Annotated in this window: 17 protein-coding genes; 7 read left to right on the plus strand and 10 right to left on the minus strand. The window is 54.4% G+C overall.

Going from position 1 to position 21,563, the window contains the following annotated elements; translation table 11 throughout:
* Positions 1-178 precede the first annotated feature (178 nt).
* The 3 genes from licT to ACL2XP_RS08905 all read left to right on the plus strand — a co-directional run bounded on the left by licT (position 179) and on the right by ACL2XP_RS08905 (position 4,542).
* On the plus strand, positions 179-1,018 hold the full coding sequence (gene licT, locus ACL2XP_RS08895) for a BglG family transcription antiterminator LicT (protein ID WP_413738385.1): 840 nt from the start codon (positions 179-181) through the stop codon (positions 1,016-1,018).
* Positions 1,019-1,103: 85 nt separating this feature from the next.
* Entirely contained in the window at positions 1,104-3,047 is a 1,944-nt protein-coding gene (locus ACL2XP_RS08900) for a beta-glucoside-specific PTS transporter subunit IIABC (protein ID WP_413738387.1), read from the plus strand.
* A 22-nt stretch (positions 3,048-3,069) separates the two neighbouring features.
* On the plus strand, positions 3,070-4,542 hold the full coding sequence (locus tag ACL2XP_RS08905; protein WP_413738389.1) for a glycoside hydrolase family 1 protein: 1,473 nt from the start codon (positions 3,070-3,072) through the stop codon (positions 4,540-4,542).
* 294 nt (positions 4,543-4,836) lie between these two features.
* Here ACL2XP_RS08905 and cadR read toward each other — a convergent pair whose 3' ends face one another.
* Positions 4,837-5,268 carry a Cd(II)/Pb(II)-responsive transcriptional regulator gene (gene cadR / locus ACL2XP_RS08910; RefSeq protein WP_413738391.1) on the minus strand — a complete coding sequence of 144 codons (432 nt, stop codon included), beginning with the start codon at positions 5,266-5,268 and terminating at the stop codon, positions 4,837-4,839.
* 80 nt (positions 5,269-5,348) lie between these two features.
* Here cadR and ACL2XP_RS08915 point away from each other — a divergent pair, with 80 nt between their 5' ends.
* On the plus strand, positions 5,349-7,631 hold the full coding sequence (locus tag ACL2XP_RS08915; RefSeq protein WP_413738393.1) for a heavy metal translocating P-type ATPase: 2,283 nt from the start codon (positions 5,349-5,351) through the stop codon (positions 7,629-7,631).
* A gap of 449 nt (positions 7,632-8,080) precedes the next feature.
* Here ACL2XP_RS08915 and ACL2XP_RS08920 read toward each other — a convergent pair whose 3' ends face one another.
* The 3 genes from ACL2XP_RS08920 to ACL2XP_RS08930 are packed head-to-tail and all read right to left on the minus strand — an operon-like array spanning position 8,081 to position 11,176.
* On the minus strand, positions 8,081-8,962 hold the full coding sequence (locus ACL2XP_RS08920) for a biotin/lipoyl-binding protein (RefSeq protein ID WP_413738395.1): 882 nt from the start codon (positions 8,960-8,962) through the stop codon (positions 8,081-8,083).
* Entirely contained in the window at positions 8,959-9,174 is a 216-nt protein-coding gene (locus ACL2XP_RS08925; RefSeq protein WP_413738397.1) for a DUF1656 domain-containing protein, read from the minus strand. Before ACL2XP_RS08925 ends, ACL2XP_RS08920 begins: the two co-directional genes overlap by 4 nt.
* On the minus strand, positions 9,164-11,176 hold the full coding sequence (locus ACL2XP_RS08930; RefSeq protein WP_413738399.1) for an FUSC family protein: 2,013 nt from the start codon (positions 11,174-11,176) through the stop codon (positions 9,164-9,166). Before ACL2XP_RS08930 ends, ACL2XP_RS08925 begins: the two co-directional genes overlap by 11 nt.
* 125 nt (positions 11,177-11,301) lie before the next feature.
* Here ACL2XP_RS08930 and ACL2XP_RS08935 point away from each other — a divergent pair, with 125 nt between their 5' ends.
* Entirely contained in the window at positions 11,302-12,087 is a 786-nt protein-coding gene (locus ACL2XP_RS08935; protein WP_413738401.1) for an AraC family transcriptional regulator, read from the plus strand.
* A 385-nt stretch (positions 12,088-12,472) separates the two neighbouring features.
* Here ACL2XP_RS08935 and ACL2XP_RS08940 read toward each other — a convergent pair whose 3' ends face one another.
* Positions 12,473-13,093: an NADPH-dependent F420 reductase gene (locus ACL2XP_RS08940; protein WP_413738403.1), complete on the minus strand. Its 621-nt coding sequence runs from the start codon at positions 13,091-13,093 to the stop codon at positions 12,473-12,475.
* Between the two features lie 182 nt (positions 13,094-13,275).
* On the opposite strand from ACL2XP_RS08940, the gene ACL2XP_RS08945 reads away from it, so the two are divergent.
* On the plus strand, positions 13,276-13,725 hold the full coding sequence (locus ACL2XP_RS08945) for a winged helix-turn-helix transcriptional regulator (protein ID WP_413738405.1): 450 nt from the start codon (positions 13,276-13,278) through the stop codon (positions 13,723-13,725).
* Between the two features lie 497 nt (positions 13,726-14,222).
* Here ACL2XP_RS08945 and ACL2XP_RS08950 read toward each other — a convergent pair whose 3' ends face one another.
* A complete protein-coding gene (locus ACL2XP_RS08950) occupies positions 14,223-15,545 on the minus strand; it encodes an MFS transporter (RefSeq protein ID WP_413738407.1) in 1,323 nt (440 codons plus the stop codon).
* 338 nt (positions 15,546-15,883) lie between these two features.
* On the opposite strand from ACL2XP_RS08950, the gene ACL2XP_RS08955 reads away from it, so the two are divergent.
* A complete protein-coding gene (locus ACL2XP_RS08955; protein ID WP_413739119.1) occupies positions 15,884-16,036 on the plus strand; it encodes a helix-turn-helix domain-containing protein in 153 nt (50 codons plus the stop codon).
* Positions 16,037-16,157: 121 nt separating this feature from the next.
* Here ACL2XP_RS08955 and ACL2XP_RS08960 read toward each other — a convergent pair whose 3' ends face one another.
* The 4 genes from ACL2XP_RS08960 to ACL2XP_RS08975 form a co-directional block, all read right to left on the minus strand.
* Positions 16,158-16,904, minus strand: coding sequence for an IclR family transcriptional regulator (locus tag ACL2XP_RS08960; protein WP_413738409.1), 747 nt, complete (start codon positions 16,902-16,904; stop codon positions 16,158-16,160).
* A 120-nt stretch (positions 16,905-17,024) separates the two neighbouring features.
* A complete protein-coding gene (locus ACL2XP_RS08965) occupies positions 17,025-18,353 on the minus strand; it encodes an MFS transporter (protein ID WP_413738411.1) in 1,329 nt (442 codons plus the stop codon).
* A 90-nt stretch (positions 18,354-18,443) separates the two neighbouring features.
* Positions 18,444-19,139: an RraA family protein gene (locus ACL2XP_RS08970; protein WP_413738412.1), complete on the minus strand. Its 696-nt coding sequence runs from the start codon at positions 19,137-19,139 to the stop codon at positions 18,444-18,446.
* An 83-nt stretch (positions 19,140-19,222) separates the two neighbouring features.
* Positions 19,223-20,944, minus strand: a complete 1,722-nt coding sequence (locus tag ACL2XP_RS08975; RefSeq protein WP_413738413.1) for an IlvD/Edd family dehydratase — start codon at positions 20,942-20,944, stop codon at positions 19,223-19,225.
* Positions 20,945-21,563: the final 619 nt, after the last annotated feature.

Here is a 21,563-nt window from a genome sequence, read left to right on the forward strand (position 1 = left end):
GGTGAAAGCTGATTTTGTGCTTATGATCACAAAAATTTAACCTTATTGGATAACCGTATTGCATTGGGAAAACGCAAGGTGTAATAATCGGGCCAGTGGATTGTAACTGTTGAAAAACGGGCAAAACCTAAAAGAGATAAGCACTCTTTTATGTTTTGCCTTTTTTTTTGGGTGAAGAATGAGAATTCTCAGGGTGCTGAATAACAATGTCGTCATTGTAAATGATGATAATGAACAAGAATGCGTCGTTATAGGCAAAGGAATAGCTTTTCAGAAGAAAAACGGGCAATGGATTGACCAGACGCAGGTGGATAAAATATTCCGTCTCGCTCGCGAAGATAAACGCCAACGAGAAACCGCGGATTATAACAATGTACCTGATGAACTGTTCAATATTGTTATTGATATTGTAAAACAAGCCTCTTTTCGTCTGGATCGCAAAATCCATAAAAGCCTATACGCGTCGTTGCTGGACCATTTGAATTTTGCCACCGAGCGCGGCCGACAGCAGAAATTTGCCAAAAGCGAATTGCTATGGGATATAAAAAGATTATATGCGGCGGAGTATTCCATTGGCCTGGTGGCTTTGAACGATATTAATCAAAAATTCAATATCGCCTTGCCGGAGGATGAGGCGGCTTTTATCGCCCTGCATTTACTGAATGCGCAACAGGAAGGCACCATGCCGGATGTCGCGCAAATGTCACGGTTAATCCAGAATATACTGAATATCGTAAAATATCATTTCCAATTGGAATATGATGAGCAATCCATTGATTTTCAGAGATTTATTACCCATCTTAAGTTTTTCTCCCATCGGTTGCTGAGCCATGCCTATGTGTGCGGAAATGATGCGGAGTTACATAATTTGGTAGCGTTAAAATACGGCCTGGCTTATGCCTGTGCCGAAAAAATAAATCTCTATTTGACACACGAATATCAACGCGTTTTAACGGACGACGAAATGATGTTTTTATCATTGCATATTGAACATGTGAGATTAAGTTCAAAGAATTAAACCTGATGAACTAGTTATCGCTTAATCTCTGGGGGAATTCCCCCCGAATCTGGTTTTATGAGATTGACATATCCGGAGTATTACCATGTCTGAAAAACAGGATCTGGCGGCGCAGATTATTAACCTCGTCGGTGGCGATAAAAATATTATTTCTCTCACGCATTGCATCACGCGGCTGCGTTTTTATCTCAAGGATGCCGGTAAATTTGATAAACCGGCCTTGGATAAATTGGACGGCGTAATCATGGCGGTGGAAAGCAACGGCCAATTCCAGGTGGTGGTCGGCGATAAGGTTGCGACCATTTATCATCAAATCATTGACCGCTATACCATCAGCGGTACCGCCGGACGGGAAGGGGAAACCGGCGCCCGTAAAGGAAACCCGCTGGCCCGGGTATTCAACACCATGTCGTCAATCCTGGTGCCGATCGTCCCCGCGCTGGCGGGTGCCGGCATGCTTAAGGCCGTCCTGGTGATCCTCACCACCTATCATTGGCTGGCGACCGACAGCAGCACTTATCTTATTTTGCTGGCCGCCAGTAACAGCGTGTTTTATTTTTTGCCATTGTTGCTGGCCTTTTCCTGCGGCAAAGCCTTCGGCACGAATCCGTTTGTTTCGGTTGCTATTGTCGCGGCGCTGTTAGAGCCAAATTTTACCGCCATGATAAAACAACCCGGAGATATCGTCAGTTTTCTCGGTATCCCGGTAGTGTTGATGAAATATAATTCCACGCTTATTCCCGCTATTTTAGCCATCTGGGTTTATTCGTGGGTGGAGCGCGGCCTCAAACGCATTATCCATCAAAGCATCGAAATGGTGGCGGTGCCGATGCTGGGGCTGATAATTATGGTGCCGCTGGTTGCTATCGTTGTCGGGCCGATCGGGATTTATGCCGGTACGGCGATCGGCGATGGTATCGCCTTCATGAACCACCAGAGCGGCATGCTGACCGGGGCACTTATCGGCGCCGGCTGGACTTTCCTGGTGATGTTTGGCCTGCATTGGGGCCTGGTTCCGGTCATGCTGAACAATTTGGCATTACACGGTTACGACACGATAAAGCCGCCCGCCGGCACCGCAACCTTTGCCCAGGCCGGCGCGGCGTTTGGCGTATTTTTGCGTGCCCGGGACCCGAAACTGAAGTCCTTCGCGTTGTCCGCCATGCTGCCGGCGCTGCTGGCCGGCGTCACCGAACCCATCGTCTATGGTATATCCATTAAATACAAACGCCCTTTGGTCGCCGCCACGATAGCCGGCGTGATTGCCGGCGGGTTTGTCGGCGCGATGAATACCACCGCCATGGCCTACGTCTTCCCTTCGTTGACCACCTTGCCCGCCTTTATGACCGCCACCTTCAAATACTATATTGCCGGGATTGCGCTCTCATTCGTGCTGTCGGCGGCGCTGACGTTTATTATGGGCTTTGATGAAGCCATCAGCTCGCCCGTCAACCCGGCAACCGATGATGGACAGAACGCCGGCGCAGCGGTTAACGGGGCGCCGGTGGCCTCCACCACGGCCCCCGCAACCCCGGCGGCCAACTCCGGCAATGCCGGTATTGGCGCAGAATCCTTCCTGGCGGCGCCGCTTAATGGCCGGGTTATTCCACTGGAACAGGTGAAAGACCCCGTTTTCGCCAGCGGCGTAATGGGGCAGGGAATCGCAATTATTCCCATCGACGGAGAAGTGTATTCCCCGGTGGACGGCATTGTCAGCAAACTGTTCCACACCCGCCACGCCATAGGCATTACATCCGATCAGGGTGTCGAAGTGCTAATCCATATCGGTCTGGACACGGTGCGGCTCAATGGAGAATTGTTTAGCGCCCATATCCGCGAGGGAGACCGGGTGCGTTCCGGCGACTTATTACTGACCTTTGATCGCGAAGAATTGCTGCGCCGCCATTTTGATATCACCACGCCGGTCATCATCGCCAATTCCGATGACTACCCCAGCGTCAGCATCACGGATTCGCAGCAAGTGGAAACCAGCGGGCCCCTATTGCGCGTGTCGATGTCGGCCCGTTGAATAAACCATAAGGAGATATACCATGTTTGAAGAGAAAATTGACGGTTTTCCGGAAGGCTTCCTATGGGGCGGCGCTATTGCGGCCAATCAGGTGGAAGGCGGTTGGAACGAGGGGGGGAAAGGGCTATCCACCGCGGATATGGCCATCTTTAAAAAAGACCTTAAACCAGAGGAATATTCAAAGCACTATACCATCACCAATCAGCAAATCGAGCAGGCGATGCAGGCGACGGATGCCTCCGACTACCCCAAACGGCGCGGCATTGATTTTTATCACCGCTACAAAGACGATATTGCCCTGTTTGCGGAAATGGGGTTTAAAGTGCTGCGGTTTTCCATTGCCTGGACGCGGATTTTCCCCACCGGCGTGGAATCCGAGCCAAACGAGTCGGGGCTGCAATTCTACGATGACCTGATAGATGAGCTGCTGCGCAATAATATCCAGCCATTAGTCACGTTGTCACATTATGAAATGCCGATGTATCTGGTCAATCACTTCGGCGGCTGGAGCGATCGCCGCACCGTGGACTGTTTTGAGCGCTTCACGCTGGCGGTGCTAAAGCGCTACGGAAAGAAGGTCAAATACTGGCTCACCTTTAATGAAATCGACAGCATTATCCGTCATCCATTTACTACCGGGGGCATCGTACCGGAACGCTATCCGGCGGAGCAGTTGGAAAATGTCATCTACCAGGCGCTGCATCACCAGTTTGTGGCCAGCGCTCTGGCGGTGAAACACTGCCGGCGCCTGAGTCCAGACAGTAAAATCGGCAGCATGCTAACCCGCCTGTTGACCTATCCGGAAAGCTGCGCGCCGGAAGATGTCTTGTTAGCCGGTCGCGAGAACCAACTGAATTATTTCTTTTCCGATGTGCAAATCCGCGGCCGCTATCCGCGTCATATGCTGCGTCGCTTCAGTGAAAAGGGCATTCAGATCGACACGCGACCCGGCGACGAGGAGATTCTCAGCCAGCATCGGGTCGATTTTATCTCGATCAGTTATTACATGTCGCTGGTCACCAGCGTCAATGCCGATAAAATGGACCAAGTGGGGGGGAATATCGCCGGCGGAGTCAAGAATCCCTATTTAAAAACCACCGAATGGGACTGGCAGATTGATCCGGTGGGATTGCGTATTGCACTGAATGATTTATATGACCGTTATCAAATCCCGGTATTTGTGGTGGAAAACGGCATGGGGGCGGTGGATACGCCGGACGAACATGGCGTTATCCGCGATGGCTACCGCATTGCCTATTTTCAGTCTCATTTGCAGCAGATGAAAGAGGCGGTGAAAGACGGCGTGGATCTGCTGGGCTATACTTCCTGGGCCCCCATAGATCTTATTAGCGCCTCCACCTCGGAAATGAACAAACGCTATGGCTTCATTTATGTGGATCAAGATAACCAGGGACAGGGAACGTTGCGGCGTAGCCGCAAGCAGAGTTTCTATTGGTACCAGGATGTCATCAGATCAAATGGCGCCGGACTTTGATCCCCGTGCATCGTCTTGCACGGGCATGGTTTAGCGGCGCCATTCATATCATTGGCCGATTAAATCATTCCCGCCACACCGCGTCGCGGACTTTAATGGCCCGCGGCAGCAGACCCAGCGCGTAGACGCGGTCGGCAATCGCCTGCTGCTCGCGAATAATAGTCAGACCCCGCGCCGGGTCTGATGGCTGCGGCGCGTCAGCGCGTGACTAAGGGCATCCGTCGCCACGCCAGCGCGGCTGCGATCGCCGGCGCGTTTTTGCCGGGACTATCCGGAAAAGCAATAACGGGGTGGCTAACCTAAATGGGTATGCCTTTCCTGGGCGGACCCGGCGTCCATCGATACGATGCCCTGCACGATGCCGCAGGCGTCCACCCGCTGTTCCCGCTGGCAACGCCTACGCAAGTCGGTGAGTTGGTCCTTAAGCTGGGTCAGCTCCTTGATGCGCACCTCAACATGGTCGATATGCTCCTCAAGCAAATGGTTAACCGCGCCGCATCCGGTGTCGGGCTGATCCACCAGGCTCAGCAGCAAACGAATTTCCCCATGGGTCATATTCAGCACGCGGCAGTTGCGGATAAACCGCAGGCGCTCCACATGCGTTGGCGTATAGCTGCGGTAGTTGGCCGCAGTGCGCACAGGGACGGGCAGCAGCCCCTCTTTTTCATAAAAACGCACGGTTTCCACCGTGCAGTGCGCAAGCTGCGCGACTTCACCGATTTTCATGCCGGCCTCCTTTATGTGTTGACTCTATAGTAGCTTCAGGGTGTGCAATACGCTATAGAAAATATTATCAGGAGCACGACATGGACATTCAGCGCATAACCCCTATTACCACGCCGCCAGACTGCTGTCATGCCGACGCCCCGGGGCCGGAAAAGCCGGCCGATCGGGATGGCCGGAGCCCGCGGCCACCTTGCTGCACGGCGGATGCGGCGCCACCTATAGGGCCGGGCGCTGCCGCTCTTGGCGCAGCCGGCCTTCCCGCAGGCGGCCGGTTAAGCCGGTTGTATATTGATCAGATGGATTGCCCCACCGAGGAAGGGATGATCCGCAAGAAGCTGGGCGGGATGCCCGCGGTACAGGGTATGGAGTTCAATCTGATGGGACGGGTGCTGACCGTCGCACACGACGAAGGCGCACTGCCCGCCATAGAAACTGCTATCCGGGAGTTGGGCATGGATAGCCGGCCGGTGGCGGATTCAAAGACGGGCGCCGCCCAGGCCGCACCTGAGCCTGACGCCAAGCCCTGGTGGCCGCTGGCGCTGGCGGGTGCGGCGGCGCTGGGCGCGGAGGTGGTCCACTGGGCGGGATGGCCGGCGTGGATCGGCGCTGTGCTGGCGCTGGCGGCAATTGCCATCGGGGGCCTGGGCACCTACAAAAAAGGTTGGATTGCGCTGCGCCATGGCAATCTCAATATCAATGCCTTGATGAGCATTGCCGTTACCGGGGCGCTGCTTATCGGCCAATGGCCCGAAGCGGCGATGGTGATGGTGCTGTTCACCCTGGCGGAACTTATCGAGGCGAAGTCGCTCGACCGGGCGCGCAACGCTATCCGCGGGCTGGTGCAGCTTACGCCGGAACTGGCGACGGTGCGGCTGCCGGACGGCGGCTGGGCCGACATATCCGCCGGGGACATTGAGCCGGGACGGATCGTGCGGGTAAAACCCGGCGAACGCATCGCCCTCGACGGGGTTATCACCGACGGCCAATCCAGCGTGGACCAGGCGCCGATTACCGGCGAGAGCCTGCCGGTCGAGAAAACCGCCGGCGATACGGTATTTGCCGGCACGATTAACGGGGCGGGCGCGTTTGAATTCCGGGTCACGGCCGCCGCCACGAATTCGACGCTGGCGCGCATTATCCACGCGGTCGAGGAAGCGCAGGGCGCGCGCGCGCCCACCGCGCGGTTTATCGACCGGTTCGCCAGAATTTATACCCCGGCGGTGTTTGTCCTCGCCCTGGCCATCGCCGTACTGGCGCCGCTGTTTTTTGGCGGCGGCTGGTACGAATGGACGTACCGGGCGCTGGTGATGCTGGTTATCGCCTGCCCGTGCGCCCTGGTGATTTCGACGCCGGTAACCATCGTCAGCGGCCTGGGCGCTGCCGCCCGGCATGGCATTCTGATCAAGGGCGGCGCCTATCTGGAGGAAGGCCACAAGCTCGCCTGGCTGGCGCTGGACAAGACCGGCACCATTACCCATGGCAAACCGGCGTTAACCGATACGGTGGTATTGGCGCAGGATGCAGGGCTGGACCCGGTGCGTATCGCCGCAGGCATCGCCGCCCGTTCGGATCATCCGGTTTCACGCGCCGTAGCGGCGGGACGGCAAGAGGACGATGCGCTGCCGGAGGTAACGGAATTTAGCGCCCTGCCGGGCCGCGGGGTGCGCGGCACCGTGGACGGGGTTAAGTACCAGTTCGGTAATCATCGGCTAATTCATGAACTCGGGGTTTGCTCTGCCGATCTGGAGGCGCGGCTCGGTGAATTGGAGGGGCAGGGCAAGACCGTGGTTTTGCTCAGCGACGGCGAGCGCGTGCTGGCGTTGTTCGCGGTGGCGGATACCGTCAAGGACAGCAGCCGTGCCGCCATCGGGGAGTTGCATGAGCTGGGCATCAAGACCGTGATGCTCACCGGCGACAATATCCATACCGCCCGCGCCATCGCCGGCCAGATCGGCATCGATGACGTCCTGGGCGATCAACTGCCGGAAGATAAGCTGCGGGCGGTGGCGGAGTACGCGCGGCGCGGCAAGGTGGGTATGGTTGGCGACGGCATTAACGATGCGCCCGCCCTTGCGAGGGCCGACATCGGTTTCGCCATGGGCGCGGCGGGGACTGATACCGCCATTGAAACCGCCGACGTGGCGCTGATGGATGACGATCTGAATAAGATCGTGCGTTTCGTTCGTCTGTCGCGTGCGACCCGAACGGTGCTGGTGCAAAATATCGCGCTGGCTTTGGGTATCAAGGCCGTCTTTCTGGCATTGGCCATGCTGGGCATGGCCACCATGTGGATGGCGGTCTTTGCCGACATGGGGGCCAGCCTGCTGGTGGTGGCGAACGGACTGAGACTGACGCGCCGGTAATCGCCTGCGTGATATCCATTATCGGTACTGGTGCGGCAGTCGCGCATGTGATGGATATCGGCAGGGGGGCGTCATCGGGTACATTCGGGGTAAATTATCGCGGCTGGAAATCCGGCGCCTGCCGTACGATAAAGTTGATAAATTCCTGGGCGCAGGGACAAGCCTGTAAATTAAATTGTGTAATTGCCTGTTTTTGATATCGTTATCCGAACAACGGAGACAAGTAAATTATGGACGGGAAGAAGCTTCAGGGACTTGTTACAGAACTGGCCAAAGGCATCAAGACTGAAGCTTTCTTTCAATATATTACCGTAATCTTGTTAGCAATGCCGGCCGCCTCGCCAGTGTGCGCAATGGTCTCACAAGGTTTTTTTTATGTAACGCCATTTTAAGTGCGTCGCAGGCCAGTTTAGCCGTTATCCGCTCCGACATAGGCCACAACCCGATGGCTACTTGTCGGCTCTGCTCGGCGAGCTGATGGCGACACTGGCGGTCATGCCTGCCACTAGCTCGATCCCTCCGGGCAGATTATCAATATGGATGCGTATCGGAATACGCTGGGCAAGTCGCACCCAGCTAAACGTGGCCTCTACATCGGGGAGGCCCAGGCCGCCGGGAGCGTCATTGCTATCATCTATCCCGCGACCGATACTTTCCACATGGCCTGCAAGCGTGGGTTCATACCCCATTAGCACGATCTGGGCGGAGCTGCCGACATGGATATGCCGCATTTTCGTTTCCTCAAAATAGCCAACAACCCAGAAACTGTTAGCATCAATAACCGCAACTTTTGTCACCCCTGCGGTAGCATAGTCCCCTGGACGAAGTCTGAGATGAGTGACATAGCCGTCTACGGGCGCACGAATTGTGGCGTGGGAAAGATTGAGCATTGCCAGGTCCAGCGCGGCCAATGCCCCCTGGTAATCCGCCATCGCAATGCTCGCCGCACTGCCTGTTTGTTGTATATCTTCTTTAGATACAGCCCCGCTAATCTGGCTACGTCGCCTGGCGGCATCTTGACGCATTAGCATTTCATGTCGTTTTGCTTCAACCTGAGCCTGCGCGCTGGTCACCGCCAGTTTCAACCATTGTGGATCGATCGAGTAAAGTATATCTCCGCGATTTACCCACTGATTGTCGCTCACCGCTACGCCGCTTACCGGTCCGGAAACATCTGGCGCAATCTGCACCACATCAGCCCGTACGCGACCGTCACGAGTCCAGGGGGTCTGTGCATAATGCTTCCACATCATGAATGCAATAATGGTTGCCGCAATGACTGCGCTTAGCGTAAACGCATAGCGGCCTAACAGAGAAAAAAATGGCTTCATGCTAATAATCCCGGCGCGTTCAGGCCCTGCATTAACAAGGCAAAGATAACTATAAAAATGGCGAAATCAACCAGCGGCCGACAGGGCGAGCGTTGATAGACCTTGCTTAAAGCCAGAAGAGGGATCGCTAAAATCGTGCAGAAAAATGCCACGAACGCCATTACCAATAGACCAGGCAAAAAGACCCCACCAATATTAACGTCAGCAATCATGTGTCTGTTCCTTATCCCGCTCTTTTAACGCGCAGTGCAGGTCAATAAGACGCTCAATAAGAGCGCGCGATGGTTCATGCGTAGCAGGAGGGCTAACGGCGAGTATTGTTTCGATACGTTTCTGTAGCTCACTGGTCTGCGCACCGCGGGCCAGCAGGCGGAGTACATCATTAACCCGTAACGCCGTTTCCCCCTCCAGTTGATCCAGTAAGCGTCTTAAATGAGTGACGGCGAGGCCGATATTCAGGTAATTCAGCATGTTATCAAGAACAAGCTCCGCCGGCTGGCTGCTACGTTGCAGTCGGGGCAGCAGCAATGCGGTTCGATCTATCATCAGATTCGTCCAGCGCACATCATTATTGGATGAGAGGCCCATCGCGCGGTGTCTGATATCGCGGCGACATCTGTGCAGCAGACGATTGATAGCAGAATCCGCCTGCACGGTCTGGAGCAGGCCCATACTGACCACTGCAAAGCCGGTTGCGGCGAATAATGCGACCGCGGTGTTCACTGCAGCGGCGAAATCACCGCTGTATCGAGCCCCTAACTCAGACAAAATGGGCAGCGTTAAAGTGATGCCCATGGCCATAAAGGTCGTGGGAGGCCTGGCCTGCAGAGAACCGGCCAGCAAATATGCCGGAGCAAGTGCCGCAACCAGAACATTAAACTCCGTAACTTCGGGGAGTAGGGCAAAGCTGTAGAGCAGGCTGAGAATGACCCCATAGACTGAGCCAACAATATATTTAACGATGTGGGGGGCCGGGGTGTCGAAACTGCCAAACAATGTGCAGCAGACTCCGAGAATCGATACCGCCGTGGCGCCATCGGGCCAAGCGGAGTAAATCCATAGCAGGCAGCCGCCGAAGATTATTGCAAACGCCCCCAGCGCAGCGCGTGCAGCGGTAAAATGATCGCGATGGAAAACATAACCTTTTACATCTTTGACCTCCTTAAGCATCTGCACGGGTTTTGCGGAAAGGATTGCGTGAGAAAGCTGTTCACATTGCTGCAACAGCATGATCATCTCTTGCAACTGTTTGATAAAATTAACTTGCAGCTCTTCATTAAAGTTTAACGCTTTGGCCGATGATAGCTGTTGCGACTTCACGCAACGTAGCAGCAGCGCTTCGGCACTGGATTTACGTTCAGTCGAATCCTCGCAGGCGAGCCAGAGTATGATTTCATTCACCAGCGTTACAATGTTTTCATGTAAGGCTTTTAATACCTGCAGGTAATCATGCAATTGGCTGCTCACGACCAAAAGCCGCGACAATCTGTCATGGATTAATTGACGTGCTTTACGCGATGATTTTGATATAGCGAAGTCATAAGGCAAATGGTGGCCAACTCCCTCAAGGGACTGCAACGCCAGCGCAAGTTGAAGCTGCTTCCCTTGCTCGCTGGGCTTCCCCTTTAGCGTTTCAGCGACCATCTGCCGGGCATAACACAGCGTTGCCGAGAGCTTGCCGTTGAAAAGACCGGCTATGCGCTTTGGTATGACATATCGATGGATAAGGCTGGCGCACAGTATCCCGATGATGATCTCCTGCACCCGAGTGATAGCGGTATCAAAAATCGCGCCGGGATCGAATACGGCCGGAAAACCAATCAGACTCGCAGTGTAGCCTGCCAATACAAAGGCATAAGCGCGGGGGGTGCGATCGAGCAGCGATAAATATAGACAAACTGTTATCCAGCCGGTTAGTACCATACTGCAAATAATCGGGGTATTGGCAAAATTGGGCACAATCACCACGGTCATTACCGCTCCGATTATCGTTCCGGTCAGGCGATAAACACTCCGGCTGAGAGAAGCGCCCACAGACGTCTGCGAAACGATATAGACGGTGATAATTGACCAGGAAGGTCTTTCCAGGCCGATAGCGAGTGCGATGTAATAAGCCAGCATCGCCGCCGCAAAGCTCTTGGCTGAATATAACAACGCATTGACATCGTTCAGGAGGCTGGATGAGGCGAATGCCCCGCGGACAGTGTTGAACATGCGAGTTGTAGTCCGTGACAAACAGTGGTAGCGGAAGGATAATTTGCTCATGCGGGCCATTATTGTCGGATTACAAAAACGTTTAAATACTATATGCTGCCAAAAAATACCTAAATCATGCCAACATGTTAAATTCCCGTTATGCCATTTCTGTATTTGATCCTGACTCCACATGCTGTGCGGCGGTCGCGCGTCACCTTGATTTCACCGGGTACGAAGCGGAAGTGCCCATTCATACGCATCGAAAGGGACAGTTAATTCTTGCCCTTTATGGTGCGGTGACCTGTCGGGCTGAAAATGACATATGGATTGTGCCGCCTCACTGCGGCGTATGGATACCTAGCGGAACTCCTCATAGCGCGAGAGCGACCTGGAATGCGCATCTCACCTATTTATTCGTTGAGCCTGGGGCAGCCCCACTCCCGGAACAATGTTGCACATTTGCTGTTTCTCCGCTGATTCGCGAATTAATAGGCCGTTTAGTTAACGAAAATAGTGATTATCCACTCGACAGCCATGCAGCAAGGCTGGCCCGGGTCACGCTTGATGAATTGGTTAATATGCCACAGCAGAATTTTAATCTGCCAGTCTCTGCCAATCCCAAAATACGCATGATGGCCGATGCGCTGGTAAGCCATCCAGAAGACCGAAGTACATTGAATGAATGGGCAAAACGACTGGCATTAAGTGAACGATCTCTTGCACGGCTGATGGTACGCGAGACAGGTCTTTCATTTGGCCGTTGGCGCCAGCAGTTCCATTTAATTATTGCTTTACGAGGGCTTGCCAGCGGTATGCCTGTGCAAAATGTGGCTAATGAATTAGGATATGAATCCGTCAATGCCTTCATAACCATGTTTAAGAAGTCTGTCGGTTGCACGCCGGCGCTCTATTTTAATGAAAGGAAATAAGACCGATCCGCAGGGCTGATATTCCGCGTTTAATTAGTCTTTTAACATGGACGCCGGTACGGCAGAGTTACCTGGACTGGCAGGGGTAACTCTGCAACCGACCTATAATTGCGGTGTTGGCAAGCGTGCGCCCAGCGCCCAGGGCCATATTGACGCTTATTCAGCAGGGATGTCGGGGTTCTAATTTTCCTTTCAAGACCACCCAAATGACCACCTTTTCCTTCGATTATGCGTAGTGTTCTACAGCCGGACCCATCTACTCAGCCATCTCGACGGCGTCAGCCCTGAGGCCATCGAACAGACCGCGTGGTGAGGACAGGAAATGCCCACCGGCTTGCTCCCAGTGGCATTGTGGACCTGCCGGTGAGGTCGTAGCGCTGGTGATTCAACCGATAGCGACGTTCAAGGCGATGTCCCAGGTGCCGGCGCCGTTTTTGGCCAGGCCGATCATCATCAAACCGAGCGCTTCGAGCGTCTGGGCCATGTGCAGGCCGCCGATATCGAACGGACGCAGCCCGAGACTCGCGATGAAGGTCGAGACGCGCGCTTTAGTCTGCGCATCGTCGGCTGCGATGAATGCGTCGAGGCGTCCCTCCCGAGCAAGAACGTGGCCGAAAAGGGTGTTGAACGCCTTCACGACATGCGCGCCGGCAGGGGCGTCCTTGGCGATCTCCTGCGCACCTGAACTGCCGTGGGGGGTTACGAGGCGCGAGAGGTCCGGGGCAACCGGGTTGGTAATGTCGATGATCACCTTACCGACAAGCCCGTCCCCAAAGTCTGCCAGCACCGCCGCCGCACTGGCGTAGGGTACGGCGAGGATGACCATGTCGCCCGCCGGCGCGGCGCCGTATGTCCCGGTGGTTGCTCCGGATGCAAGCTGGTCGGCCAGCACCCGCGCCTTGGCGGGGTCGCGGTTGACCACCTCGACGGTGTGTCCAGCCTTGACGGTACGACCCGCGATCGCCGCGGCCATGCCGCCTGATCCGATGATGCTGATAGTGCTCATGTACATTGTCCTTACTGATATGGGGATGGACATTCATGGACTGCCGGCGCGATCCAACGACCGCGCTTAACGTACAGGCCAGGGTAGTGATATCACTTGTAATAAGCAAGTAATATTACTTGCAAAAAAAAAGTAATCAACGGGGTTTGCTTGCGGCATGCAAGCGATGCTAAGATCTCGCCATGAAAACGAAGAGTAAAGAAGTTCGGTCCCACTGCGCAGTGAACTATGGCGTGGAGATCTTCGGCGACCGGTGGTCGCTCTTGATTATTCGCGACATCATTTTTGCCGGCAAGAAGACGTATGGCGAGTTCCTGAAATCGGAAGAGGGGATCGCGACCAATGTCCTTGCTTCCCGCCTTGCCTTTCTTGAGGAGCAGGGAATTCTCTCAAGGGTGCCCAGCCCTGACGACAGGCGCAAGGACTTCTACATTTTGACCGAGAGAGGCCTGGACCTCATTCCCATCGTGCTTAACATAGTCCTTTGGAGCGCGAAGCACGATTCGACGTCGTACGTGCGGCGCCGCAAGGAGTTTGTTGCCCGATTAAGCCAAAGCCCCATGCAGGTGAGTGAAGAGGTGAAGGCGCTGGTCCGCAATGGCGGATGTCTGTTTCCTGATAGAAAGGAATGAGCAAAAAGACCAGCGCGTCCTGCCACGTCGCACGAACGATATGCACACGCCGCCGACTACCAGGTGCATCTGGCCGTAACGACATCCGGGTTCCCGCTCGGCCTGACTGCGGTGAAATTCTGGACCCGGAAAAAATTCAAAGGCACCAATGCACTCAAAAGGAAAATTAATCCCACCCGCGTTTCCATTGAGGAAAAAGAAAGCTATCGCTGGCTTGAGAATTTGCGGCAGTCAACGGTATTACTGCAATGTCCGGAACGATGCGTGCATATCGGCCACCGGGAGATGTGGGTAGTTGCAAGGCTGGGCTTACGCTTACGTTAACGGCACATTTACTGGAAAAATTTTAAAATGACGTATCCGGTCCGACAGCATGCCGGCGCCACCTTGAGATTGATTTGTCATCATTTATCTTTCCAACTGTAAAATGTAATAGCGGGCGAAAGAACGTCAGTTAATCCGCCGGCAATGGACGTTATCTGGATTAAATTGATGTATCAAGACTGGGCCGCAAAATCCAGGCGTTTTAGCGGACCCACGATAAAGAGATAAGAGATCGCCCCCACAATACCCATCATCCCTACATACAGGATGGCCAGATTAAAAGAACCGGTACGGGACAGAATAAAACCGATACACAGGGGCGTGATAATACTGGCGATATTGCCGAAGAAATTAAATACGCCCCCCGCGATACCAAGCACTTCTTTCGGCGAAGTATCGCTGAGAATGCACCAGCCGATATTGCCGAATCCTTTGGAGAAAAAGGCGACGCTCATCACAATGACAATAGCAACATCGGACTGAACATAATTCGCCAGAATAATCGTACTCGATAAAATCATGCCGGCCATGATGGGGGTTTTCCTCGCCACGGTTAAGCTAAAACCTTTTCGCAATAAATAATCGGAAAACACGCCGCCAACCAAACCCCCGATAAACCCGGCGATGGCGGGAATCGATGCCACCATGCCCACCTTGAGAATCGACATTCCCCTGGCCTGATAAAGATAGGTGGGAAACCAGGTGAGGAAAAACCAGGTGATGGATGTTAAACAAAATTGCCCCAGGTAAACGCCGGCCATCATACGATTGCATACCAGGTACTTAAGCTGCCTGGCGGTAATAGGGTTTTTTTTGTCATCGGAGCTGAGGTCGGGGATGCCTCCCCCGTCCTTGATGTAGTCATATTCGGCGCGGTTCACTCGCTTATGATGACGGGGATCGCGCACATACCATAGCCAAAACGCCCCTAAAATAATACCCACGCCGCCGGCCCAGTGGAAAACATAATGCCAGCTCCATTGTTGCAGGATAAATGTCATAATTGGGGTAAATATACCGAGCGCAATATACTGCGCCGCGGAATAGACCGCGGTAGCAAAACCGCGCTCCTTATTCGGGAACCACTGCACGCTGAGCCGGCTGTTGGCGGGAAACGCCGGTGCTTCTACCATGCCCATTAAAAAACGCAGCCCGAACAGGATAAGAAATGCGTTTGAAAAGAGGTGCACGTAGCCCTGTAAAAAAGTTAACAAAGACCAGACAATCAGGCCAACCCCATAGACCAGACGGGAGCCATATTTATCCAGCAGCCAGCCTCCCGGTAATTGCATGGCGACATAAGCCCAGCCGAACGCGGAGAATGCCCATCCCATTGTGACGGCGTCAAATCCCAGCTCCTTGCTCATAAAAGGTGCGGCAATAGAAAGGGTCGCCCGGTCTACATAGTTGAATACCGTGGCCAGAAAGATGAATGATAAAATTATAAATCGTGTATTTGTTCGCTTTATCTGATCGGGTGGTATGGCAGTGGTCATAGTCGTTCCTCGGAGCGGGTACAGGATATATCCATTGAATAAGACGAGATTCCATGAATATTATTTTTTATATTTCATCACCTTAAGAGTGATATTTATAATTAAATAAAAGTAAGAGCGTTCTAAAAAATGAATATAGGTCACAAATTTTCCAGTTATCGTTTTATTGCCTTAAATCTGATTTTATTGACGACCCGGTGTTATCTTGGACGCGCTGACTCATACTGTCTAATCCAATCAGAGCATAGATTAATACAGGAATTGCATAAATTTTTGAACTTGGACAATTGCGCGGTTTTCTGGCGGTGGCAACGGAGAGACGTTTTTCCCGTGCCGCCGTGCGATTGAATATGACGCCGCCTCCCCTTAGCCGACAGATTCCGTTGCTTGAGCATCAGCTCGGTATCCGCTGGTTTGATCGTACAATCCGAACGGTGGCGTTTACGGCGGCCGGCAGGGCATTTTTTATCGAGGCGCAGGCGCGCCCATAGCGCCGCGTTCACCGCCCGCCAAGTGGCGCAGGGCGATACCGGCACCGTAACCATCGGCTTTAAGCGCAAATATCCCGCAGTTACGGCCAATCGCTAGTGAGGATCATAGCCCTGGCGCTGTCTATCGGCGATAAGCGTGGGTCAGCGCCAGGGACAGTTCGCGCAAGCTTTTTTTAAGTTCATCATAATCACCGGGCACATGATCAAAATAGGGACAGGTTATCACCGCCTCGGCCCGGTCGTCATGGCCCAGGACGGGAAATGAGACCGATGTAAGACCGATTATCCGGTCGTGTTTGATCTCGGAAAATCCTTGCTCGCCGATTTGCGTTAACTGTCGATGAAGGTTGGCTCGCAGTTCCGGGCCCAGCGGGTAATGACGTATAAGCCGTAGGGCGGCCTGGTCGGAAGCCATTGCCAGGAACAACAGCGCCGAGCTGGATTTGACCGCATTTAGGGTAGAACCTGCGCGGGCGCCGATGGCGGCGGAGAATTCAGGATAGGCATGCGCCAGCACCACAAAATCATCTTCCTTCAACGAGGCTAGGTGGCAGGGCTGATTGGTTTGCCAGGCGAAATCGGCCATCAGGCGCTGGCACGGCGGAGAAAGGGCGAATTGCTGGATTGGACTGACGGTGTATTTGACTTGCACCTTATCGGTCAGATGGTAAAGCCGGGCGGCATCTTGATACAGATAGCCCTCTGCCGACAGGCAATGCACAATGCGATAAATTTGATTGAACGACAACCCCAGTTCAGCCACCAATTGCCCCATGCTTTTCGGCGCCCCGGCTTTGGCGAAGTGTTCGATGATTTTTAGCCCGCGGCTTAGGGCCGGCGCTTTATATTCCTGGCTGGGCGTATTCATGGCGGCTTACGGTTATCACGCGCAAAAGGTAGACACTACCTTAGGTAACCCCGCTGGCGCTGTCAAAAATAACTGCTGCTATTCGCGATGAGCCGGAGTAGCAGCAGTAGGGAACCGCGCCTAGCGCGGGATGATATCAGCGCGTCCCGTGGATTTTTGCGGCGTTTCGCTGCGGCGCAGATAGCGGATGACCAGCAAGGTGACCACGCCGCCGACGGCCATGCAAGCGCCGAGGTAATACATCGGCGCGCTGCTGCTGCCGGTCATGTCACGGATCGCGGGCACCGTATTCTGCGCAAAAAAACCGCCCAGGTTGGCCAGGGAATTGATGGCGGCCAGCCCGGCTGCCGCGGCGCCGCCGCTCAGAAAACGCGTCAGGTTCCAAAAGCACGGCTGGATGGAAAATATCGCCATTATCACCAGGATAATCGAGAAAAAACTCAGGACGGGCGTGTTGATAAACCAGGCGCTGGCCACCAGGAACACCGCCGCGACGAACATCGGCAGCGCAATGTTGAGCACCGGGCTGGCGGTGCGTCCCGGTTTCGCGGTCAGCCACCACAGCAGCAGAATCGACATCAGCCAGGGCAGCATATTAATAAAGCCATTGTGCAAGTCGGATACGCCGAACCCTTTAACAATGGTCGGCATCCAATAACTCAAGCCGTAGGCGCCAAAAGAAATAAACCCGAGCACCAGCGCCAGTAGCAGGACGCGGCGATCGATCAGCGTCTGCAATACGCCGGTTATGCGATGATCCTGATGGGCCTCGCGTTCAATGTCGAGACGGTTGACCAGCCAGCGTTTTTCCCCCTCGTCCAGGAAGCCGGCTTTTTCAGGGGTTTCGGCTAAAAACATCACGACCGGAATAATCAATAGCACAGCCGGCACGCCGGTGCCGATAAAAATCCACTGCCAGCCGTCAAGCCCCAGTACGCCGTGCATGCTGAGCAACATCCCGTTGAGCGGGGCGCCGACCAGATTGGCAAACAGGCTGGCCATAATGAGATAGCTGACGACTTTGGGCCGATATTCAAGCGGGAACCAGCGGGTCATATAATAAAGCAAACCGGGGTACAGTCCTGCCTCGGCCGCACCGATTAAAAACCGTAAAATATAAAACATGGTGGCGTTGGTGGTAAAAGCCAACAGGATGGTAATGATACCCCACGTGATCATGATGCGGGCAAACCAAATACGTGGGCCTATTTTATGCAAAAAGATATTGCTTGGAATTTCAAAAAACAAATAACCGATAAAAAATAGCGATGCGCCCAGGCCAAAGGCGGTTTCGCTTAAACCCAGGCTATCAACCATATGTAATTTGGCAAAACCGATATTCTGTCGGTCGATATAAGCAATAATATACATCAATAACATTAGAGGGATAATTTTGACGCTTATTTTTTTCATCAGCGCCTTTTCTTCGAGGTGGATATGACTTTCCATTTTTCAGACTCCAGGCAATAAAACGTGAAGGCAACCCAGCGAACCGCTTATTGTCTCGCAGAAGGATACGCTTACGGCGGTAAGCGGCGGCTACATAATGCCGAATTTCTCAAATGCATCGGTGGTGCGCATACCTTGCCGTAACGCCTCCAGTACGTTATTTTCACCTTTGGCTTTCTCGAATGCGCCATGGAACGCATCGTCCACTGCGGCGGCAGGCACCACCAGTACGCCGTCGCGGTCACCGTAAATGACGTCGCCGGGCATCACTTTGATGCCGTCCAATTCAATCGGCACCCGCCAGTCCACCACTTTGCCGCGCGGCCCTTGATCCTGCGCATAGCTGCCGAAAGACGCTACCGGAAACCGTAATTTCAGAATTTCGTTGGTATCGCGGTGAAAACCGTGAACGACTGCGCCCGCGGCGCCGCAATAAAGGGCGCGGGTCGCCATTAATCCGCCAAATTGGGCGTAGCGATGGGAACCGCCGGCGCAGATGTAGACCTCGTCCTTTTGCAGGTCGTCCAGGGCCTGGAACATCAGGCCGAATGGCTGGGCGCTCAGGGGATTATGACCCTCATATTGCGTATCGAAAAAATCCGCTTCCAGTACCGGCATGGCGCGACCGAGGATCACCGCGGCGGGATCGACGGGTTTCAAGTGCGGATGTAAATACTGGTGCTGCAAACCCATGGTATCCAGGATATCGCCCACCAACGCCACGAATAATTTTTCACGCGCCAGGGCAAACAGGGCGGCATCATCAGGCCAATGGTCTTTCATCATTCTCTCCGGTCGATGTATCATCAAGTGCAAGGGTTGAAATGGCCGCCGCCAAGGCGGCTGGCGTAGTGTGTAATGTGCTGGCGCTACTCGGGGTGCGGTTCCCGGTCGATATGATCGCCGGAGTGACCTACCAGGAAGTCCAGATCGGCGCCGAGATGCGCCTGCTGCACGGTCGCGATATATAAACTGGCATAGCCGCGCGTAATGGCCGGCAGCGTCGGCGCCCAACTCTGCCGGCGCCGGGCCAGCTCATCCTCGGACACGCGCAAACGCAGGATTTTTTCCTGGGTGTTCAGTTCGATGACATCGCCGGTCTGCACCAGGGCCAGCGTGCCGCCAATCTCCGATTCCGGGCTGACGTGCAGGACGATAGTGCCGAAAGCGGTGCCTGACATGCGCCCGTCTGAGATGCGCACCATATCCCGCACCCCCGCCAGCAAAAGCTTTTTCGGCAAACCGAAATTGCCTACCTCGGGCATTCCCGGATAGCCGCGCGGCCCGGCGCCTTTCATCACCAGGATGTCGTCTTTTTCCACCGGCAGGGTCAAATCGTTAATCACCGCATTGTAGTGTTCGATATTCTCGAATACGAACGCCCGTCCGGTGTGGCACAGCAGTTCAGGCGACGCGGCGGAGGGCTTGATTATTGCGCCGTCAGGCGCGAGGTTTCCCCGCAGTACCACGGTGCCGGCGTCTTCTTGCACCGGAGTGGCGGCATCGGCGATCACCGCAGTGTTATAGCTGCGGCCGCCACGGTAGTTATCCTCAAGGCATAGGCCGTTGGCTTGTATAACCCCGCCGTGCAGCCGATGCGCCAACTGGCCGATGACCGCCGGTATGCCGCCGGCGTAATAAAAATCTTCCATCAGGTAGTCGCCCGAGGGTTTCAGGTTAGCCAGCAGCGGCACTTTTTGGCTGAGGCGATCAAAGTCATCCAGCGTCAACTCCACACCCAGCCGTCCGGCAATCGCCAGCAGGTGCAGGATAAAATTGGTTGAGCCGCCGATCGCCGCGTTGACCACGATGGCGTTTTCAAATGCCTGCCGCGTCAGGATCTGCGATAGCCGCTGGTCTTGGTCGACCATGGCCACAATGCGCCGGCCGGCGAGGCGCGACAGGCGCCGGCGGTTGGCATCCACCGCCGGAATGGCCGCTCCCCCCGGCAGCGTCAGGCCCAGGGCCTCCACCATGCAGGAGAGGGTAGACGCGGTGCCCATGGTGTTGCAGGCGCCGGGACTGCGGGACATGCTGTTTTCCGCCTGATCAAACTCCTCCTGGGTGATTTTTTGCGCGCGCAAATCTTCGCTGAATTTCCACAGATCGGTGCCGGAACCCAGATCTTTGCCGTGGTGTTTGCCGTTAAGCATCGGGCCGCCGCTGACCACGATGGTGGGCAAATCGACGCTGGCGGCGCCCATCAGGCAGGCAGGCGTGGTTTTGTCGCAATTGACCAGCAGCACGACCCCGTCCATGGGATTGGCGCGAATCGATTCTTCCACGTCCATGCTGGCAAGGTTGCGAAATAGCATGGTGGTGGGCTTCATGAGCGCTTCGCCCAGCGACATCACCGGGAATTCGAATGCGATGCCGCCGGCTTCCAGCACGCCCTGTTTTACCTGGTCGGCCAGATCGCGCAAATGCGCATTACATGGCGTGAGCTCCGACCACGTATTACAGATGCCGATAACCGGCCGGCCGTCAAAAACATCATTGGGCAAGCCTTGGTTTTTCAACCAGCTGCGGGCGATAAAACCTGATTTATCCGTCCGGCCAAACCATTCCTGGCTTCGTCTTTTGTTTGTCATTGTTTAGGCACTCTATTTTGCGCAATGGCGGCCCGCCGTTGTAGGCCGATGGTGACCGGCCTTTGTCGCGGCCCGACCCGTCATCGCAGGTTCAATGTGTTGACATAATGACGGATTCTAGGTGGCTTCCCGATCAAGTCAACGTGGGGGCGGCGCCGCTCTATTTTTCGTTTTTGCGATAAAAATGGCATTTTACGGAATGGGCGTATATCGAACTTTTATATATAAAAGCGAAGAGGATGATTGTGGTTTGGCGTGCCAATGAATTTTCTCATATTCAATCGGTTAAGCCGCGGTATAGCGATGTCGACTTTTATATATGAAAGTAAAATATTTCTTCGCTTATGCTGGATTTGTGATCAAAATCACGTTTATTAACGAGTTCGTTACCTAAATACAACCGTAACGGCTCGCTGGAACCCCGGGATTCGGGCCGGATGTCGTCCCGTCCCGCTACCGGGGGTCAGTATGGCGAGCGCATAAAATTCTCTTGCGTCAGCCCTGTCTGGCGCTTCCGGCGATGTCACATCAAGGCGAGACATCACCTCTCGCCTCGCCCATAAAACGATATTATTGGCATCTGGTCTAACCAATTATGGATTGGCTAATAAATATATCT

Source organism: Sodalis sp. RH21, assembly GCF_047324175.1.
GTDB lineage: Bacteria > Pseudomonadota > Gammaproteobacteria > Enterobacterales > Enterobacteriaceae > Acerihabitans.